Source organism: Clostridioides sp. ZZV15-6388 (assembly GCF_020657755.1).
Taxonomy (GTDB): Bacteria; Bacillota; Clostridia; order Peptostreptococcales; family Peptostreptococcaceae; genus Clostridioides.
Map to the genome: position 1 here is coordinate 131532 of NZ_JAGWCU010000007.1, position 19781 is coordinate 151312.

Here is a 19781-nt window from a genome sequence, read left to right on the forward strand (position 1 = left end):
TTTTATAGCCTTTTAATTTATCTTTGTTAAATACCATTAATTTGCTAGTTTACTTGCATGCAATTTAAACATTCTTAATTTATTGGTTTCCTTACACACTAATTAAAATATCCTTAATTTACTGATTTACATATATACAAGTTAAACACTCTTGATTTACTTACACAATAGTTAAATGCTCTTAATTGGTATTTACTTCTATACTAATAAATTGAACCACTGTTTACTACTGGTTGTGCATCTTTATTACCACAAAGAACAACCAATAAATTGCTTACCATAGCAGCTTTATGTTCCTCATCTAAAGTCACAACATTATTCTCACTTAAATTAGTTAATGCCATCTCTACCATACTTACAGCCCCTTCAACAATCTTTTTACGTGCTGCTATTATAGCTTCTGCTTGTTGACGTTGTAACATAGCTGCTGCAATCTCTGGTGCATAAGAAAGGTGAGTAATTCTTACTTCACATACTTCAATTCCTGCAATATCTACTCTAGATTGTAACTCTTTTTGTAATTTATCTGCTATTTCTTGACTACTACCACGAAGAGATTTTTCATCACCATCTTCAGACACATCATATGGGTAAAGTCTTGAAACATTACGAATAGTTGAATCACATTGAATTGATAAAAAAGTATTATAATTATCAACATTAAATACAGCTTTAGTTGCATCTATAACTTTCCAAATTACAACAACACCTATTATAATAGGATTTCCTAATAAATCATTAACTTTTTGTTTTTCATTATTAAGAGTCATTGTTTTTAAAGATACTTTCTTTCCTCTTGGATTAGAGGATATATCTACTTTTTCAGTAGATGAAGATTTTGATACATTAATTCCTGATGATGTTGGATTTACTGCTGAACAAAATGGATTTACCCAATAGTATCCTTCTTTTTTTATAGTTCCATAGTAGTTCCCAAATAAAACTAGAACAATAGCCTCTTTTGGATTAATCATTTTTAGTCCAAAACACAGTATAAAATCTATCACAATAAATAAAATACTTAAAACTAACATAAATGAACCTATTCCAGTGAATCCATTGTCAAGTTTTATTATTCCAAAAACCATAACACCTATTGAAACTACTAAAAATAAGATAATCATTATCAAAGCTACTACTCCATTAAATGCTTTAGCATCCTTTTCTTGATAAGTTTTTTCTTCCTTTAACATAGCCATCTCTCCCATCTTATTATATTAAGTTAAGATACTTCTAATTTAATAATATCACTTTTAATGCTCAAATTGTTGAGTTTAAAATTAATACTCTAGATTTATATATTTTTAAAGACACATCTTTAGTAATTTTAACATATTAGTATTGATTTTTAAGTAAATTTTATGATATATGAACTTATATTTAATACATATTAAATCTAAATACAATTTTTTTAATATCCAGTAAATTATAAGTTTATTATCACTAATATTATTTTATATAAATTATATTAGTGATAAAATAAACCTATAGAAATATAACAAATTTTTATTAATTTCATAGGAGGATTTTATGTTAAAAGTTATAATTAGTGGTTATAATGGAACAATGGGAAGAGTGTTAGCAGAATGTGTAAAAAAAGATAGTGAATTAGAGTTAGTTTGTGGTGTAGCTAGGTCTGCTGATGAAAATGCTTATCATGGAGATACGAAGCTTTATAAAACAATGACTGATGTAACTGAAAAAGCTGATGTTATAATAGATTTCTCACATCATGAAACTTTAGACCCAATCTTGTCATATGCACTAAAAAACAATACACCTGTAGTATTAGCTACTACTGGATATGATGAGGATGAATTAAATAAAATAGAAAAAGCATCAAAAAATATTCCTATATTATTATCCTCAAATACATCTCTAGGTGTAAATATTTTAATAAAATTAGTTAAAGATGCATCAAAAATGTTAGAAGGTTTTGATATAGAAATCATAGAAAAGCATCATAATAGAAAAGAAGATGCTCCTAGTGGTACTGCTACTATGATAGCCAATGCAATTAAAGAGGTCTTACCTGAAAGTGAAAATAAATATGGAAGATATGGTAGAGATTGCAAAAGAAAAGCAAATGAAATTGGAATCCATTCTATAAGAGGTGGAAATATAATCAGTGACCATGATGTTATATTTGCAGGAGATAATGAAGTTCTTACATTAAGTCACCATTCTCAATCTGATGAAGTCTTTGCAGATGGTTCTATTGTTGCAGCTAAATTTTTAGTTGGTAGAAAGTCTGGGCTTTATAAAATGTCAGATATATTAGGGTAGTTTTTATACATAATGAATCTCAATCTACTTAGATATTCAGATTTATCAATTTGAATATCTAATAGATTGAGATTTTATTTATCTTTTTTCTTCACCTATAAAACTAATTATTGTATTCTATAGACTGAAACAAATCCAAATGGTGAAGTTCCTGTTGTGCCTGAATTAAATGTAAAGCTTAAAGTAACAGCTGCTGCTCTAGCATCAACTAAAAAATCCAATCCTACACTTACATCTGATGAAGTAAGAGTATTTACTGCTTTTGCAATAAAATTATTTTGAGCTGCGCCATTAAAATTAGTAGTAATTGCCATAAATCCTGCAAGTGAAAGTGTAGCACGTATACCAAAGGATACATTATATATACCTCCAACTGCAAGGTTTATAGTGTTACTTGTTGGTAAAGTTATATTTGTTCCATTTATAAATGATGAGTTAAACGTCACTAGTGAGTTATTTGTTAAACTTGGAGATGAAACTATAAATTGTGCATTGTTCGATGCCAATACTCCAGTTGCTCCTGTATTTCCTGTTGGACCTGTTGCTCCATTGGCTCCAGTTGCTCCTGTATTCCCTGTTGGACCTGTTGCTCCATTGGCTCCAGTTGCTCCTGTTGGACCTATTGAACCTACTGCTCCTGTTGGACCTGTCGCTCCTACTGCCCCTGTTGGACCTACTGCTCCACCTACTCCAGTTGCCCCTGTTGCCCCTGTTGCTCCAGCTACTCCATCTGCTCCGGTTGGGCCTGTTGCTCCCACTGCTCCTGTTGCTCCTGTCTGTCCTGTCGCTCCTGTCGCTCCTGTTGGGCCTACTGCTCCATCTGCTCCTGTTGCTCCTGTCTGTCCTGTTGGACCTACCTCTCCATCTGCTCCTGTTGGACCTGTTGCTCCTACTGCTCCTGTTGGACCTACTGCTCCATCTGCTCCTGTTGCTCCTGTATTTCCTGTTGGACCTACTGCTCCATCTGCTCCTGTTGCTCCTGTATTTCCTGTTGGACCTACTGCTCCATCTGCTCCTGTTGGTCCTGTTACTCCATCTGCTCCTGTTGGACCTACCTCTCCATCTGGACCTGTTGCTCCTACTGCTCCTGTTGGACCTACTGCTCCATCTGCTCCTGTTGGACCTGTTGCCCCTATTGCCCCTGTTGCTCCTGTTACTCCATCTGCTCCTGTTGCTCCTGTATTTCCTGTTGGGCCTGTTACTCCTGTTGCTCCATCTGCTCCTGTTGCTCCTGTTACTCCATTTGCTCCTGTTGCTCCTGTGTTTCCTGTTGGGCCTGTTATTCCATTTGCCCCTGTTGCTCCTGTTGCTCCTGTTACCCCTGTTGGGCCTGTTATTCCATTTGCCCCTGTTGCTCCTGTTGCTCCTGTTATTCCTGTTGTCCCTGTCGCTCCGGTTGCTCCTGCTGGACCAGTTGCTCCTGTTACTCCATTTGCTCCTGTTGCTCCTTTGTTCCCTGTTGGACCTGTTATTCCATTGGCTCCTGTTGCTCCTGTATTTCCTGTTGGACCTGTTATTCCATTGGCTCCTGTTGCCCCTGTTGCCCCTCTAGGCCCTGTTTCTCCAGTTGCTCCATTTGCTCCTGTTGCTCCTGTGTTTCCTGTTGGACCTGTTATTCCGTTTGCTCCTGTTGCTCCTGTGTTTCCTGTTGGACCTGTTATTCCATTGGCTCCTGTTGCCCCTGTTGCTCCTTTAGGACCTGTCGGACCTATTGGTCCCGTTGGTCCTACATCTTGATATAAACTTGGACCTGAATTATCTTTGTAATCATCCATATAATAAATTCTCCCTATTTTAAAATTAGAGCAATATTAGACAAGTATCTAATATTGCTCTATATAATTATATGAATAGACAATTTATTATGTGATAATACATCTATTTACTTATATCAACATCGATACCTTGTTTTTTAAATTCTGTTATATTATTAATTTCTTTACTCCAATCTTCTATTATTGGAGTTATTTTTAGTTTTTTAACATCTTTCTTAATTTCATATTCTAAAGAAGATTCAATATAATTACCTTTAGAGTAACTTAAGTCATAACCTCCTGCACCACTAAGTAATTCTAAATCTTTTCCTCTTCCATCTTTAAGTGCAAACTCAAGTATCTTTGGTGTATCATCACCTTTATTGAAATTATATTTGTTAGTTTTAAATCCGTAAATCACTCTGATTTTGGTAGGAGAAACCCTTACTTCTTTTAATACTAAATCAACATCAATATTTTTATTTTTTAATTTTACATTTTTATCTACATTATAAATTTTTGTATCTTTGACTATATTTGAACCATTTATACTTGTATTAAATTGCCATTGTCCACTAAGATATCCATTTAGGTGTTCACCTTCTACTCCTCCCATATTTCCTACCTCTATCTCTTTTGATGTTTTTATATCCTTATTTAACTCATATTCAACTTTATTTATACTTATATTTATATCATAGTCTTTATTTAAATCCACATTTTTTAGTAAATCAAAATTTTCGACATCCCCTTTTCCATCTCCATCTTTATCTAGATTATCAAGCTTACAAGTCATAACCATATTAGTAGTACCATCTTTATTTTTTTCTGATGTAGAAGGCCCTGTTATTGAAACAAAGTTCATATCTCCAACCTTTATTTTGATATCATCAATTCCTAAGAATCCTCCTTGTTTCTTTAAGCCCAAAGCATCTTTATCAAGTTTGCTATCATCAACACTTATATTTAAAAATAATTCTCCATCACCAAGCATAATCTCATTTAACTTTATATCTATTCCTTTATCTGTAGCAACATCATCTACAATATTTTTATAAGGTTTAAGTTCTTCAGTATCCTTATTAAAGAAATATTCTATCTGCTTTCCAAGATGTTGCATATATGCCAAGGTAGTTTCATTAGTAAATGCAGTTGAACCTAAAATAACTACTGATAATCCTCCTACTAAAGCATATCTCTTAAAATTATTCTTTTTACTATATTGAATCTTAGATTTCATTCTCTTCTTCATTTCATCCTTTTCTTCATTACTTAATACAATATCATCGTATTTTTCTATATCTATATTTGTTTCATTAAATAAACCAAATTTATCTTTCATAAAAACTCTCCTTTTATTCTATATTTTCTATATTTAAATCCTTAATTATCTTATCTATTATCTCTAAGCTTTCTTTTTATTTAAATGCAGTCTCAACTTCTTTCTTCCTCTTGATAATCTATTATGTAAGTTTTCAACAGTGGTTTCATTTTGTATAGCTATATCCTTTAGTGATATATCTTCTAAATAATACCTTCTAAAAATTTCTGCATCTTTATCATTTAATGTGCTTATAAGGTCATTTATTTCCTCTTTAATTTCTCTCATATCCAACTCTTTATCTATATATGGTATTTCTTCATGTTCTATATTTAAATAAGTATTATTACTTATATACTTTTTCCTATAATTAATTGCTCTGTATTTAGAAATAGAACCTATCCAGTTTTTAAAAGAGTTTTTTTCATTATCAAATTTTTCTATGTTATTCCAGATTGACAAAAGCACATCATCAACACATTCTTCCTCATAAATTCTAGCATCCATAAGAGTCCTTCTAACTATAGATGCTATAAAATTCCCATACTCATCTATAAGCATTTCCATACCCTTTTCTTTTTTCTTTATTATGTTTTTAATTATCAATTTATCCTCCAAGTTAACTCCTCCTTTGTAAAAGCTTCTACAACTACTAATACAATTAAAAATCGTATTTCCTATCAAATTTTTAAAATTTTTTTTATATTTCTAAACACAGAATCAAAGCTTGGATAAAACTATCAAAACAATTTTACTATGTTGAACTTATAGCTTGATACGAATACAAGATAACTCCAAATCAAACCCCAAAATAAAAAGATACCTCAATATAATTTATCAAAATTATATTGAGGTATCTATAAAATTAAAAAATTGCTTATCTATCTTCATCAGTTACATTAAATATATAAGGAACATTTCTATAGTAATCTTCAAAGTCAAATCCATATCCTACTACGAATTTGTCTTCTATCTCAAACCCACAATAATCTGGTACTAAATCAACCTTTCTTCTACTTGGCTTGTCTAAAAGTACACAACATTTTAAACTAGCAGGATTTTTAGCTTTTAGATGCTTTAAAACAAAATCCATAGTCAATGCAGAGTCAGTAATATCATCTACAACCAATACATCATATCCTTTTATATCAGTAGTTACATCGGAAACAACTTTAACCGTTCCAGTACTCTCTTCACTGTTTCCATAACTAGAAGTAGTCATAAAGTTAACTCTAAGAGGTAAATTTATATTTCTAACTAAATCTGCACAGAATATAAAACTTCCTTTTAATAGAGACACAATCATAAGATTTTTATTTTTGTAATCCTTCTCTATAATCGCTCCTAATTCTTTTAATTTATCATTAATTTTTTCTTCTGAATACAATACTTCCCATTTTTTTGTTTCTATATCCATAAAAAGACCTCCAATTGTAATAATCCTTCTTAATTTTATAAGAGATTGCTCACTTTTTCAATACTCTTATTCAATATTAGCCAATATTATTGAGTTTTTAAGCATATTCAACAATTATTAACAAGATATTATCTATTTTAAGTAAATCATATATCCCTACTAAATCATATACTATATATTTTAGACAAAAAAGAAAAAACTTGCACTAGCAAGTTTTTCCCATTTATATATAATCATAATTTATTAGAGGGTACTAATTAAATTTATTTATATCACCTTCACTATATATTGCAATATAAGAAATATTGTAATATATTAATCAACTTTATTCATATCATTCATTACATTTAATATTATCTCATCTGTTATAGACATACCTTTATCACTTACTCTTCCTAAGTTTTGTATACTTTGCTCAACACTTGAACCAACTATACCATTTAATGGTGGTACAAAACAGTCTTGCTTAGCTATTATAGCACTTTGTATTGCAGCAGATGCAGCAGATGATAATTTTAATGCACAGCCAGCTTTTGCTCCATCACATATCATTCCACTTAAGTCAGCTATCATATTTTCTATTGCACCTTCTATTTGTTTTTCGCTTCCATCCATAAGCCAAGATATACCAGCAGTTGCCCCAGTAGATGCTGCAACTCCACATCCACATACAGCAGATAATCTACCTGTATAATTCTTAATATAACCAGTTACTAAATGAGATATAGCCAAAGCTTTTGCTAGTCTTTCATCAGATTGTGGGAATTTTTTATTGTAAGCAACTATTGGAAGAATTGCTGTTAATCCATGATTTCCACTACCATTTGAACTCATAACAGGCATTTTTACTCCTGCCATTCTTGCATCTGAAGCTCCAGCAGTTAACATCATTGCATAGTTTATAACATCATTACCTAAAAGACCTTCTTCCATAGACTTTTTAATTCCGTATCCAACACCAATTCCAGTCTTTTGTTTCAATCCATATTCAGCCATTTCTTCATTCATTTTTACTCCATCTAGTAAAAACTCTATATCTTTAAAATCAATACCTTCTACATTCTTTATTAATTCTTGTATAGTTACAGTATCCATCAAGCTCTCAACTTTTTCTGCTGAAGCATTTGAAACTGATACTTTTGGCTCATTATCCAATAATACTTCTCCATCTTTTTCTAAGAATGTAAAGTTATCATGTTTAGTTCTTATTCTAACTTTAGCATTGTGATTTGCTCCTTTTAATGCAACTTCTATAAAAACTTTCTCTTTTGTATCAGCAGGTGTTATTGATAAAGGAGTATTATCCATATAATCTTCTGCTATTTTAACTTCTTCCTTTGTTAAAGTTTCTAATACACTTAATCCGTTTTCAGAATGTCCTCCTATTATCCCTAGAGCTGCTGCTATTTTTAATCCTAATCTTTCAGTTCCTGGTATACCTACACACATACCATTTTTATAGATACTAGGGCTAACCAACATATGATTCTCTACTATTTCTTCTCCTAGTAATTCTTTTGCCTTGGCACATGCTAGAGCTAAAGCTACTGGTTCAGTACATCCTACTGCTGGTTTAACCTCTGCTTTTAACATTTCCACTAATTCTTTTCTTATATCTCTCATTATATATAAACCTCCCAATTAAGTTTAATTTTAGTACTTAAATAATTTCTTATCTATATTTGTAGCAAAATACATGCCATATTTTTTATTTTAGTCCATTTTTTCATTTCAATATTGTGCATACATTGGAATAACTAACCTTAATTATATATTTTTTTTATTTATATGAAGGTTTTATATTTTTTTCACTTGCTAAATGGATGACAATTTCGCAAAAAGACAAAAAAAAATCTCAAAATGAGATTCTATATCATTTTGAGACGATTACTATTTTAATAATTACTATTTTTTAGAATATGAAGGCTTAAACAACCACTACTTTTTATATACTACTACCTTTTATATACTACTACTTTTTGTTTATATTTAAATTTTATATCACTTTTTATTATATTCTTATATCACTTTATATCACTAAGAAATTATATTGTATTTTTCAATTTTTCTATATAATGTAGCTCTTGATATTCCAAGTGCCTTAGCTGTTAATTCTTTATCTCTTTTATAATCTTTGTATTTATTTAAAGCTTTTATTATCTCAATTTTCTCAAGTTCATCTAGTGGAATTATCTTATCACTTCTAACTTCTAATTCTTCTATAGATGTATTTTTAATCTTTTGAGGAATTACATTCATTGTAATTATTGGAGATGAAGACATATTTACACTGTATTCAATAATATTCTGCAATTCTCTTATATTGCCTGGCCACTTATATTCAATCATAGCATCAACAACCCTAGTGTCTATATCAATAACATTTTTATCTAGTTTTTTTGAGTATTCCTTAATCATATGCTTTATTATAAGTGGTATATCATCTTTTCTTTCTCTTAAACTTGGGAGCTTTATTGGTATAACATTTAATCTATAATATAAATCTTCTCTAAAAGTTTCATTTTGAACCATTTTTTCTAAATCTTTATTTGTCGCAGCAATAATTCTTACATCTATCAGAACATTTGATTTACTTCCAATCTTATTGAGCTCTTTTTCTTGTAATACCCTCAACAACTTTGACTGTAAATGCAAGCTCATATCTCCTATTTCATCCAAAAATATGCTTCCTTTATGGGCTATTTCAAACATACCAAGTTTTCCACCTTTTTTAGCCCCTGTAAAAGCACCTTCTTCATATCCAAATAATTCACTCTCTAATAAATTATCCGGTATTGCTGCACAGTTTACAGCTATAAAAGGATTATCTACCCTATTACTATGGTTGTGTATAGCTCTTGCAAATAGCTCTTTACCTGTTCCACTTTCACCAGTAATAAGTACTGTTGAAGTGGATTTAGAAGCCATTAGGGCTTCTTTTTTTGAATTTCTTATAGCTATACTCTCTCCAATTATATTTTCCAGTTTTATCTTATAATCTTTGTTCATCTTATTGTAGTTTTTTATAGCATCTCTTTTATCTATAAAGTCAATAACATATCCTTTTAGTTCATTTTTTAATACTATTTTATTGATGTTATATATCCCCTTTGAATCATATCCGTATCTTCTATAAAAAAAGCTACATGATTTGTCCTTCTTAAAGTTATTTATAGAAGGTTTCTTTATAAAATCTAGCTCAGTGAATATATCTTTCCCAGTTATATTGTCCTTTAGATTAAAAAGCTCTTTAAACTTTGAATTATATTTATCAATCTTACCATCTACATCAATGGACACAACAGCTTTATCCATATTGTTTAATAAAGTCTCTAATTTTTTCTTTTCTAACTCTAACTCGTACGTTTTAATTTGAGCTTTTAGTTTATTGGATATCAAGTCTGCCATCTTACATAAAAAGTTTATAAGTCCACTTTTGTTATTTTCTATAATCTGTGCTTGTTCTTTTGTAAAGGCTATAAGACCTATAACACCATAAGACTCTCCATCACATATAATTGGGCAACATACTTCTGCAAACTCCACACAGACATTATTTTTATAACATTCTCTACATATATCACTGCTCTTTGGGTCATCAATTAGTATTGTAATTTGTTCTGTAAGTGACTTTTTAAAAGCTGTATATTTATCTACTTTTTCACCTATTTTGTCCACATATATACCTGTCCCTGCAATCCTAAATAAGTTTCTATTTACTATAGTTACATCTATATTGAGCACTGAAACTATAGCTTCAGCTATGTTCTGAATATCAGATTTTATATATTCTAAATCTATCATAGTTATCATTCCTTATTTTTTCTTAACATGAGTATTTGTCTTATTTCCTTAAGGATTAAATATATCTTATTTAAAGTAAATTGAATTGACATTAGGATTACAAAGAGCATAACAATTATTATTAACTCATAATTTATTTCCATATCTACATCTCCTTATAACAAAAGACTAGGCTTAACCTAGTCTTTTATATTATATCCATATTTATATTTTAACTCATTTATCTTCTTTTTCCCACATAAATATATTTTAATTTATTTGACTCTTTAATCATACCATCAAAATTTAATCTTGAAAATATATTAAATACTTCATGTGGATAGTGAATCTTTGCTACAGAACCACAAAATTTATGCTTAAGATAGTTTAGTTTAACTTTTAAATTTTTTAAGTTTAAATCTTCTAATATAACCTCTCCATTACCTTTTAAAACTCTTTGTATTTCAGATGAAGCTTTTTCACAATCTGTAATAACATTAAATTGGTCTACTATTATTATCTTGTTGAACTGATTATCATCAAATGGCAAAAACTCTAACTTACCTTTAACTACATTGCAATTTTCATTATATACTAAAGAATAACATACATCTTCATAGTTACTATTCTCTAATATCGTTACAGAAGTACCAAGACCTCTCAGTCTCTTGCCTAGGTTTCCTATATGACCAACAAGCAATATTTTATCCCCTACATTATACTCAATTGTATCTAAAAAACATTCTAATTCATCAGATGTATATTTAGCTTTAACTGGCTGTTTATTTATCTGATATAATATGCTTTTCACAATGCTTCACCTCTTCATTTTCTCAATTATAAATTATGTACAGATTACATTATAATAAATGGCGAGCAACTATTCAAGAGATATTTCATTAGTATTTTTTTAAACAATCTTTATTTATTTTTAATGTATTATTATAGCAAATTTATTAGTTTTTTTGATGAAAAAACAATATATTTTTAATATTTAGTCATTATTATTTTCATCTAATTTTTTTATTTTTGATATAGATACTTCATATGCCATTTTTTTCACTACGTTATCCTCATCTATTTTTTTCTCATACTCTCTACTTTGAACTCTACCCCAAAGCTGTATTCTATCACCAACTTTTAAGTTTTTTGCAAACTTTGCATTTCTTCCCCAAACTATTGATGGTATATAATCAGATTTATTATAAGGTCTGTTTATAGCCACTAATAAATCAGTTATTTCCCTTCCTAAAGGAGTTTTCCTATACACAGGTTCTTTACATACATACCCATCTAGAAATATGCTGTTTGGGTCCTTATTTTCCTCCTCTATAGCCTTTATTTCTCTAACAAATACTGTAAGCACTAATCTATTTTTATTATTTAAGGTTTTATTATATGATCTCAATTGACCTACAACATTGACTAAATTTTGTTTATTAATATCAATATCTTGAAGAAGTCTTTCTGACACAGTCATAGGAAGTGTATCAAAGGAATCACTTAATCTGTTTATCTTTATTTTCACGTTATAAAATTTCTCTCCAAATATCTCATGGCTAAATTCTAGCTTATTGTCTAACTCCCCTCTTAAGTTTACTACGTTATTCTCATCTTTAACAGCTATCATATTTTATCCCTCCACAATTGTTAATTCTTATATTTCTGGTATCAGCTTATATAATAAATATATTTGTGAGTGATGTATTTTATTACAAATCTTTGATTGCTGTTTAAAACTTTTTATTTATTTATAAATTTCATTTAATCTTTTGATTTAAGCCTATAAAATTGTCCTATTATTTATATAATATATTATTTGTTTTAACCAAAATTGATTATTAAATTGCTTCTTATCCACTTTTTAAGTCATATATAACTCAACACTAATTTATACACATAAGCAATATCAATATTTTAAATTAATTCAAACGATTCAGATAATTATCAAGTCATTATAAACTCAATTTTCTTCAGTTATAAGTTATATTCGACTTATTATACTAATATTTTTGCTAATATACATCAATATATTAACTTTTTATTTCATCTAGCATTAAATTTAAATATTTAATTTCAGTTTACAGCCTAACTTTAGAAAATATAGCTACATTTATACTAAATTTATATATATATTGCATAATTGGCACACTAGTTGCTTTATATAATTATATCTAATAAATAAAAAACTGCCTTAGAACATTAATATTAACGTTCCAAAGCAGTTTATAATTTTTATTGTTAGCTGTAATATTTAATAAATACTAAGCAGTCTTTTTATTTTTATTTGCAGCCATTATCATTGTAGCAGAAGTGTAAGCTATAACTATTATTACTAATGCTTTTAATATATCCATTGGTAAAGTTTTTACTATATATGCCGCTACGAAAACTCCTATTAAACCACAGATAGCTATTATAACTGATGCTTTTTTAGTATATGCATCTTCTTTTATGAACTTCATACTTGCAACTGGCATTAATAATGCACAAGAACCCATAACTATTGGGAACGCAACTTTTGCAGACATTCCTAAGAAGTAAACCATTGCCATACCTGGAGCATATAGACCTATACCAGCTGTCATTAAAGCACCTAATATAAAGTTACCTAATACACCTATTACTAATTTAACACCAGTAAGACCTAATTCATTTCCTCCACCTGGTAATACATTAACCCAAGGATGACCTAATAACATTAATATTGCTGTTAATGCTAGAGTCACACCCATAACCATTTGTATCTTTCTTTCGTCCATTTTAGCTATTATTCCTGCACCTATGTATGAACCAACTGCTGCTGCTACAACCATAGATACTAGAGTTACACCATCAACTGGTATGATTGATGTGAATATAAATGCTTCAGTAACAACTGGAATAGTATGTGCTACGTTTAACGTACCAGGCATTTTCTTATCTGGTATGTTTAATTTTAAAGCTTTTGACATTGCTATTGTTGGAGCAAATGAGCCTATTCCTAATGTATCAAAGAAATCTGTTATAAATCCTGTTACAGCAACTTTTGGAGTACTTTGTTCTTCTAGTTTCCCCTCTTTGTTTGCTTTAGCTACGTCTTTACCAAATACAACTGCAAAGATTGCTGCGAATACTACGTATAATGCCTTTAAGATTGCTACCATAATCCATCCTCCTATTTTTTTATTTTTTTATATATTCTGAATCTTATAGCCTAAAATCTATAGAATAGTAACCAACAAGAGGTTACTATTCTATTTTAATTTCCCAATTTATTTGTTTCTATTTAAGAATAAATCCATGTTTAAGTGGATCTTCTTCATCTATTACAAAATGATTAAATCCAGTTATATAAGCAGAACCACTTATCTTAGGTACTACAGCATTGAAATCTGCAACTTTAGTTTCTTCAACTATTTCACCTTTGAATAAAGTTCCTAATATACTTTCATATACGAATTTTTCTCCTACTTTTAATTCACCTTTAGCATGTAAAGTAGCTAATTTAGCACTTGTTCCAGTTCCACATGGAGATCTGTCAACTTGACCTTGACCAAATATAACTACGTTTTTGTAAGTAGCTTCTGGATGAGTTGGCTCATCATATATTTCAACTAAATCTACAGTTTTTATATGAGCTAAAGTTGGATGTTGTATTTCTATTTTTTCATTTATTATATCTCTAAGTTTCATAGCTAGTTCAGTTAATTTACCAGCATTTTGAGGTTCTATTTTTAAACCTAATTGACTTGCATGTATTATAGCAAAGAAGCTTCCACCAAATGATATATCAAATTTAACTGTTCCAACACCTGGTAAGTCAACTTCAACACCTTCTTTATATAAGAAAGCTGGTACGTTTAAGAATGATACTTCTTTAGCTTTTCCATCTACAACTGTAACATCTCCTCTTATTATTCCTGCTGGAGCTTCCATAACTACATGAGTTACAGGCTCTACTGCTGGAACTACACCTGTTTCTATAGCTGCTGTCATAGCTCCTATTGTACCATGGCCACACATATTAAGGTATCCGCCACCGTCCATGAAGATTATTCCAAAGTCAGCATCTGGACAACAAGGTTGAGTCATTACAGAACCAAACATATCATTATGTCCTCTTGGCTCTAACATTATAGCAGTTCTTAAATAATCTAGATTTTTTTCTAAATATTCTTTTTTCTCAGGCATAGAATTTCCTTTTATGTTAGGTATTCCACCCACAACTATTCTAGTTGCTTCTCCTGCTGTATGAGAGTCTATAGCTTGTATACTTCTGCTAAATTTCATATCAAATTCCCCCTTAGGTTTATTTTGCGTTTTTACGCATTTTTAGTTTTAGAAAAGCTAATGCTTTTTTTACATCAACTTCATCCATGTGATTGTCTCCAACTACTTCTGTTTCTATGTAGCCTGTTGTCTTTTTATAATCAATTATGGTAGCTTTATCTAAATACTGATTCGTAACTACTAAACCATCTGCTCCCATAATAGTAAGACCTACTGTAGGTATGTCTGATTTTACAAACTCTGATATAGCATTTGTAAAATCAATATGCTGGTTTCCTGCCATGTCTAAGGTTATAATCACTCCATCAGGTCGCAATGCTTCAATCCATCTTCCAAGCCTGGCTGATAAAAAGGATTTCCATTCATTGTGCTCTGATGTACCAACTACAACTACTCCTAGCAAATCTACGTCAGGATCATTGTCTATTAAATCAAGTAATGGGTCTCTAAAAATCTGAAGTGATGTGTTTTTCATTGATGTAGAAATTCCCACAAAACTCATCCCTTATTTAAATTTTTTATCCATGCTTTCTCATTTTTAATTTTAAAAACGCTAAAGCTTTTTTAGCATCAATCTCATTTGTGTTGTTTTCTCCAACAACTTCTGTCTCAATACCTTCTTTTGATTTGTTCATATCAACTATGGTATTCATATATTGATTACTTACAACAAATTTAGCTTGAGTACCATTAAATGTCACTCCAACTACAGGTATATCTCTTTTTCCTATTTCTTCAAATGTATTAGCATAGTCAACATGTGAGTTTCCCCAACCATCTGAAGATACTATAGCTCCATCTACTCTCATAGCCTCCAGCCAAGCGGCTGTTCTCTGTCCTACAAAAGTTTTGTTTTCATTTCCATCTGGAGTTCCTACTACTATTACTCCAAGTAAATCTACATCCTTATCACTTTCAACTATATCCAAAAGTGGGTCTCTAAAGTGATGAAGAGATGTTTCTTTTGTTGAAGGTCCTATTCCCATAATATCCACCTCTCTTAAGTCATAGCTCTAAGGGCACCATCTCTATATTCATTAGGAGATATAATCATAGGTACATTTCCCATATCTATAATTGATGTTCCTCCTTCAAAACCACTAGGTTCCTTTGAGAATAACTGATTGTCATACATAGCCCCTTGACCTGCTATTTGTTTTACTATGACAACCTTTTTTGCATTTGGTCGAATTTTGTCAAAATATTCACGAACTTGAGTAGCATTTCTTCCGTCTTCCATTTTCAAAGACGTTCTTATTTCTTGTATAAAATCATCACATGCTTTAAATGCTGCAAGTGGAAGTGTTCTTTCAAAAGGTAAACCTCCCTTAAGAGTTACATCCACATGGATTATATAATCTTCAACTGATGGAGTCCCATATCTACCAAACACCATTTGTTCACTCAAAATTCCTTCTGAAGAACCAAATTCATGCATCTGATTTCCATCTTCGTCTGCACCAGTTAGCATTACGTATACACCAGTTAAAGTATGTGTAATTCCCTCTCCCAATCTGCCTAAAACTTTGGTTGATATTGGTATAATGTCCATAATAGTATTAATTTCCCTGTCATAATCTCCAGGTTTTATAATATCTACTTTTATATCTGTTATTAAATCTTCTCTTGCTTTTATTTCATCTATACTTGATAAATCAATTGTAAGTACATCTTTCTTTATAGAAGTTTTTGAACCGAAATTAACTTCATTCATATGAAACGGTTTTATAACAAGTCTTCTCATTATTTTTTCTTCCATAATATCCACCTTTGTTCTTAAAACCCCTCTCCTAATTATGTAGGAGAAGGGTTCTATATTTTCAAATATAAATTACATTTTAAACGTGAGCTTTATATTCGTATGGTAATGGAACTATCTTACCAGCAGATGGTATTGCAACTAATTGCTCTAATGTATCTCTTAATATATGTGTTTGCATTTCTATGTTATGTGGTTCACCAGCATTAGCACCCATTGGAACTAATGGAGCAACTGCTCTAGGAGTTCCGTTTTGTCTAACTACTGGAGGAAGAGCTGCGATTATTATTGTAGGTATTCCAGCTTCCTCTATTGCTCTCTGCACGATCACGGCAGTTCTATGGCAAGTACCTCAGCCAGCTGTCATGACTACACCGTCTACTCCCTCTTCTTTAAGTTTAGCAGCGATAGCAGGACCAGTTTCTTCAGTGAAGACATGTTGGTTTCCTCCACCACCCATGAATGCATAGTGCATAGGAGCTACTGCTTTTATAAATCCTTCTGCAGCTAATTCATGTAATCTATCTATAGGGAACATACAGTTTATATCTTTATTTACATCTCCATTATCGTATCCACCATGTGATACCATCATTTCATCAACTGTAGCTGTGTTAGGTACAGCTCTAAAAGTAGTATCTCCTGCTAGATTAAATCTCTTGTCAGATTTTAAGTGAACACCAGCTGCTGTAGCTAAAGCTATAGTCATATCTTTTAATTCTTTAGTTACAGGAGTCCAAACTGGAGGAGGTGTTATTGGAACAAATATTTCAGATTGAAGTCCTTGTACTGTTGTAAGGCTCATATATTTCCTCTCCCTTCTATTTTCAAACGATTAATTATTATTTTTCTTCTTCTTGCTTCTTTTTAGCTTGCATTTCTGCTTGCTTTTCTTTTTCTCTCCTAATATTTTCTACATACTCATGATTAGGTTCTGGACTTAATACCTCAGGATAGCTTAGCATGAATCCAACCTCTTGACCTATCTTAAGTTCGTAGTCAGTTATAAGCATTCTATTAGGTATTTTAAATTGTCCAAGTCTACCTTTTAGGTCTATAGTTACTCCACCACCCATGATTTCGACTATAACACCCTCATAAAAAGTCTCTGATGAGATATATTTTAATCTATCCATTATAATTTTACCTCTCTATACTTATTTTAAACTTGGATCTAAATTTATATTGTTATCTAAATCTTAGTTATTATCTAAATTTTAGTTTTCGTCTTTTTCGTATATTTCTCTTCTCTTCTTACTCATTGGTAAAGATTGCTCATTATCTTCTAATACTATTTTTTCTCCTGTAGCTTTTTCTATAGCCTCTATGTTATTTAACTTAACATTTGGATTCCATTTTCTTTCAGGAGCTTTAACTTCTACACCTGCAATAGCATTTTTAAGCATAGCCATGATTCTTACAGCTTCTTCTGGAGCTAATGTATTGTTTGATAATATTTCATTTTCTATACCTTGCTTAGACTTGTTATTGTCTACCATGTGAGTCATGTATTTATTACCAACAACTAGAGCACCTTGAACTGCTGAATAAGTTACACCAACTACTGGTATACCTCTCATACCTATTTGCTCTATGTGAGATGCGAAATCTATATGGTTGTTTCCGAAACCTTCAGTAGTTACTACAGCTCCATCAACTTCCATAGCTTCAACTAACATACCTAATCTCTTAGATACATAGAATTTCTCAGCATTTACTTGTGGAGAACCAACAAATACAACACCTACTAAATCTATTTCTTCATCTTGCATAGCTCTTATTACTAATGGCTCTCTCCAGTAATGTCTTGACATTTCTTTTGATGCAGGTCCTATACAAGTTAATGCATGGATACCACCATCTAATACTTCAAGTGGAGATAATACAACTGGCATGTTTCCTAAGTCAACGTTTGGTTGAGCTCCTAATGTACCAACTGGTTCAACTGGTAATATTAAGTTATCATGCATTGCACCTTGTCCCATTATTTCTTTTATAACAACAACTTTCTTTTTACCTTCTCTTCTGTATTGCTCGATTACTTCTTCGTCTACTACTAAAGAGTTGTCAACTTTCTTTAAAGCTTCTCTTATCTCTTGAGTTATATAATCAAAAGCACGGTGAGCAGCTAAAGGTCCTGGTCTTTCCATGTTAGTTCCAGCTTTTATTGTTACTTGACCTTTGATGAATATTTCACCTTTGTCAGCAGCACCTGGTCTACCCCACATTATAGTAGTATTTAATTCACCTTCTGAAGAACCGAATTCACCTATTTGAACTCCATCTTCATCTGTACCAGTTAATACCATTATAGCTCCATCTATAACTCTTGTTATACCTGAACCTAATTCGCCTTCTTCTTTAGTAGCGATTGGTTGTATATCTAATACAGCCTCACTGTAAGTTTCATACTTATCAGGAGTTATTATTTCTAATTTAACATCAACAACTAATTCTTGAGTGTCATTAGCTTCTTTACATATTTCTGCTGCATTTCTGATGTATAAAGTAGTTCCTTCTATTTTAGTTTCATCAGCAAATTCAACTTTGTCTATTTTAAAGTGTTTTTTAGTTAAGCTTCTTAATAATTTCTTTTCTTCAGCTTTTGGAGCTACTTCTGCTACTGCACCTGCTACTGGAGCAGCAACGTTTGCTACTGGAGCAACAACTCCTGCTTGACCAGCTACTGATAAAGGTATTTCTAAGCTTATATCTTTACCTTCACCTATGTGTATTTTAACTGTTTCACCTAAAACTCCTGTGCTTACTGGCACTACTGCTTCTAAAGCTGCTGGAGCTTCTTCTACTACTGCTTCTTCTACTACTTCTTTAGCTTCTCCTGCTTTGTATCCTTCTACATTTTCTGTAGTCATTGGAGATAGAGCATCTAAAGTTTCTTTTAACTTAGCTCCTAGTACTTGACCTATAGTTAATCCATTTTCTGGTATTGTTAATAATCCAGAATCCTCTAAGTCTGCAAATATTGCTGGATCTTCTAAGTTTTCTGGTGCTATTATTGTTCCCGCTTCAAATCTACAACAACATACTGCTGGGTCATTTGCATGGGCTTGAGCTGTTTCTAAAGTTATTGACATAGTATAAAATACCTCCTTACATTATTTTCTTATTTATTATTTTAAATCTCGATTCCTCAACAGGTAACCCCTTAACTGAGGAATCAAGTAAATT

The 19781-nt window shown here is 31.1% G+C and carries 18 protein-coding genes; 1 reads left to right on the forward strand and 17 read right to left on the reverse strand.

Annotated features, from left to right (window positions below; translation table 11 throughout):
- Positions 1-203: 203 nt before the first annotated feature.
- Positions 204-1193, reverse strand: coding sequence for an SPFH domain-containing protein (locus KGF48_RS06785; RefSeq protein ID WP_227824473.1), 990 nt, complete (start codon positions 1191-1193; stop codon positions 204-206).
- Positions 1194-1530: 337 nt separating this feature from the next.
- On the opposite strand from KGF48_RS06785, the gene dapB reads away from it, so the two are divergent.
- Entirely contained in the window at positions 1531-2286 is a 756-nt protein-coding gene (gene dapB / locus KGF48_RS06790; protein WP_227839741.1) for a 4-hydroxy-tetrahydrodipicolinate reductase, read from the forward strand.
- A 107-nt stretch (positions 2287-2393) separates the two neighbouring features.
- Here dapB and KGF48_RS06795 read toward each other — a convergent pair whose 3' ends face one another.
- The 16 genes from KGF48_RS06795 to prdA all read right to left on the reverse strand — a co-directional run bounded on the left by KGF48_RS06795 (position 2394) and on the right by prdA (position 19687).
- Positions 2394-4061, reverse strand: a complete 1668-nt coding sequence (locus tag KGF48_RS06795; RefSeq protein WP_227867852.1) for an exosporium protein — start codon at positions 4059-4061, stop codon at positions 2394-2396.
- 103 nt (positions 4062-4164) lie between these two features.
- Complete coding sequence (locus KGF48_RS06800; protein WP_227867853.1) at positions 4165-5382, reverse strand: DUF4179 domain-containing protein; 1218 nt, start codon at positions 5380-5382, stop codon at positions 4165-4167.
- A gap of 63 nt (positions 5383-5445) precedes the next feature.
- Positions 5446-5979, reverse strand: coding sequence for a sigma-70 family RNA polymerase sigma factor (locus tag KGF48_RS06805; RefSeq protein ID WP_227867854.1), 534 nt, complete (start codon positions 5977-5979; stop codon positions 5446-5448).
- Between the two features lie 259 nt (positions 5980-6238).
- Complete coding sequence (gene hpt / locus KGF48_RS06810; protein ID WP_227828330.1) at positions 6239-6778, reverse strand: hypoxanthine phosphoribosyltransferase; 540 nt, start codon at positions 6776-6778, stop codon at positions 6239-6241.
- Positions 6779-7093: 315 nt separating this feature from the next.
- Positions 7094-8401 carry a serine dehydratase subunit alpha family protein gene (locus KGF48_RS06815; protein WP_227828329.1) on the reverse strand — a complete coding sequence of 436 codons (1308 nt, stop codon included), beginning with the start codon at positions 8399-8401 and terminating at the stop codon, positions 7094-7096.
- Between the two features lie 414 nt (positions 8402-8815).
- Positions 8816-10591: a sigma 54-interacting transcriptional regulator gene (locus tag KGF48_RS06820; protein ID WP_227828328.1), complete on the reverse strand. Its 1776-nt coding sequence runs from the start codon at positions 10589-10591 to the stop codon at positions 8816-8818.
- A gap of 211 nt (positions 10592-10802) precedes the next feature.
- Entirely contained in the window at positions 10803-11372 is a 570-nt protein-coding gene (locus KGF48_RS06825; RefSeq protein WP_227828327.1) for a class I SAM-dependent methyltransferase, read from the reverse strand.
- A 183-nt stretch (positions 11373-11555) separates the two neighbouring features.
- The gene (locus KGF48_RS06830; protein ID WP_227433712.1) at positions 11556-12191 is read right to left on the reverse strand and encodes a single-stranded DNA-binding protein; all 636 of its coding nucleotides are present in this window, start codon (positions 12189-12191) and stop codon (positions 11556-11558) included.
- A gap of 634 nt (positions 12192-12825) precedes the next feature.
- Positions 12826-13707, reverse strand: coding sequence for a TSUP family transporter (locus tag KGF48_RS06835; protein ID WP_227828326.1), 882 nt, complete (start codon positions 13705-13707; stop codon positions 12826-12828).
- 118 nt (positions 13708-13825) lie between these two features.
- Entirely contained in the window at positions 13826-14833 is a 1008-nt protein-coding gene (locus KGF48_RS06840; protein ID WP_227828325.1) for a proline racemase, read from the reverse strand.
- Positions 14834-14852: 19 nt separating this feature from the next.
- The gene (locus KGF48_RS06845; protein WP_304521274.1) at positions 14853-15326 is read right to left on the reverse strand and encodes a glycine/sarcosine/betaine reductase component B subunit; all 474 of its coding nucleotides are present in this window, start codon (positions 15324-15326) and stop codon (positions 14853-14855) included.
- 25 nt (positions 15327-15351) lie between these two features.
- On the reverse strand, positions 15352-15819 hold the full coding sequence (locus KGF48_RS20265) for a glycine/sarcosine/betaine reductase component B subunit (RefSeq protein ID WP_054271688.1): 468 nt from the start codon (positions 15817-15819) through the stop codon (positions 15352-15354).
- Between the two features lie 14 nt (positions 15820-15833).
- Positions 15834-16592, reverse strand: coding sequence for a proline reductase cluster protein PrdD (gene prdD / locus KGF48_RS20270; RefSeq protein WP_255287823.1), 759 nt, complete (start codon positions 16590-16592; stop codon positions 15834-15836).
- A gap of 79 nt (positions 16593-16671) precedes the next feature.
- Positions 16672-17397: a D-proline reductase (dithiol) protein PrdB gene (prdB, locus tag KGF48_RS06855; RefSeq protein WP_079739805.1), complete on the reverse strand. Its 726-nt coding sequence runs from the start codon at positions 17395-17397 to the stop codon at positions 16672-16674.
- Positions 17398-17434: 37 nt separating this feature from the next.
- Positions 17435-17728 (reverse strand): CBO2463/CBO2479 domain-containing protein, encoded by a 294-nt coding sequence (locus KGF48_RS06860; RefSeq protein ID WP_227433709.1) that lies wholly within the window; start codon positions 17726-17728, stop codon positions 17435-17437.
- Positions 17729-17809: 81 nt separating this feature from the next.
- Entirely contained in the window at positions 17810-19687 is a 1878-nt protein-coding gene (gene prdA, locus KGF48_RS06865; RefSeq protein WP_227840775.1) for a D-proline reductase (dithiol) proprotein PrdA, read from the reverse strand.
- Positions 19688-19781 lie beyond the last annotated feature (94 nt).

Bases quoted from the DNA above. Each gene is read 5' to 3' on its own strand.
- KGF48_RS06785 (WP_227824473.1), bottom strand. From the start codon at position 1,193: ATGTTAAAGGAAGAAAAAACTTATCAAGAAAAGGATGCTAAAGCATTT.
- dapB (WP_227839741.1), top strand. From the start codon at position 1,531: ATGTTAAAAGTTATAATTAGTGGTTATAATGGAACAATGGGAAGAGTG.
- KGF48_RS06795 (WP_227867852.1), bottom strand. From the start codon at position 4,061: ATGGATGATTACAAAGATAATTCAGGTCCAAGTTTATATCAAGATGTA.
- KGF48_RS06800 (WP_227867853.1), bottom strand. From the start codon at position 5,382: ATGAAAGATAAATTTGGTTTATTTAATGAAACAAATATAGATATAGAA.
- hpt (WP_227828330.1), bottom strand. From the start codon at position 6,778: ATGGATATAGAAACAAAAAAATGGGAAGTATTGTATTCAGAAGAAAAA.
- KGF48_RS06815 (WP_227828329.1), bottom strand. From the start codon at position 8,401: ATGAGAGATATAAGAAAAGAATTAGTGGAAATGTTAAAAGCAGAGGTT.
- KGF48_RS06820 (WP_227828328.1), bottom strand. From the start codon at position 10,591: ATGATAACTATGATAGATTTAGAATATATAAAATCTGATATTCAGAAC.
- KGF48_RS06830 (WP_227433712.1), bottom strand. From the start codon at position 12,191: ATGATAGCTGTTAAAGATGAGAATAACGTAGTAAACTTAAGAGGGGAG.
- KGF48_RS06835 (WP_227828326.1), bottom strand. From the start codon at position 13,707: ATGGTAGCAATCTTAAAGGCATTATACGTAGTATTCGCAGCAATCTTT.
- KGF48_RS06840 (WP_227828325.1), bottom strand. From the start codon at position 14,833: ATGAAATTTAGCAGAAGTATACAAGCTATAGACTCTCATACAGCAGGA.
- KGF48_RS20265 (WP_054271688.1), bottom strand. From the start codon at position 15,819: ATGGGAATAGGACCTTCAACAAAAGAAACATCTCTTCATCACTTTAGA.
- prdD (WP_255287823.1), bottom strand. From the start codon at position 16,592: ATGGAAGAAAAAATAATGAGAAGACTTGTTATAAAACCGTTTCATATG.
- KGF48_RS06860 (WP_227433709.1), bottom strand. From the start codon at position 17,728: ATGGATAGATTAAAATATATCTCATCAGAGACTTTTTATGAGGGTGTT.
- prdA (WP_227840775.1), bottom strand. From the start codon at position 19,687: ATGTCAATAACTTTAGAAACAGCTCAAGCCCATGCAAATGACCCAGCA.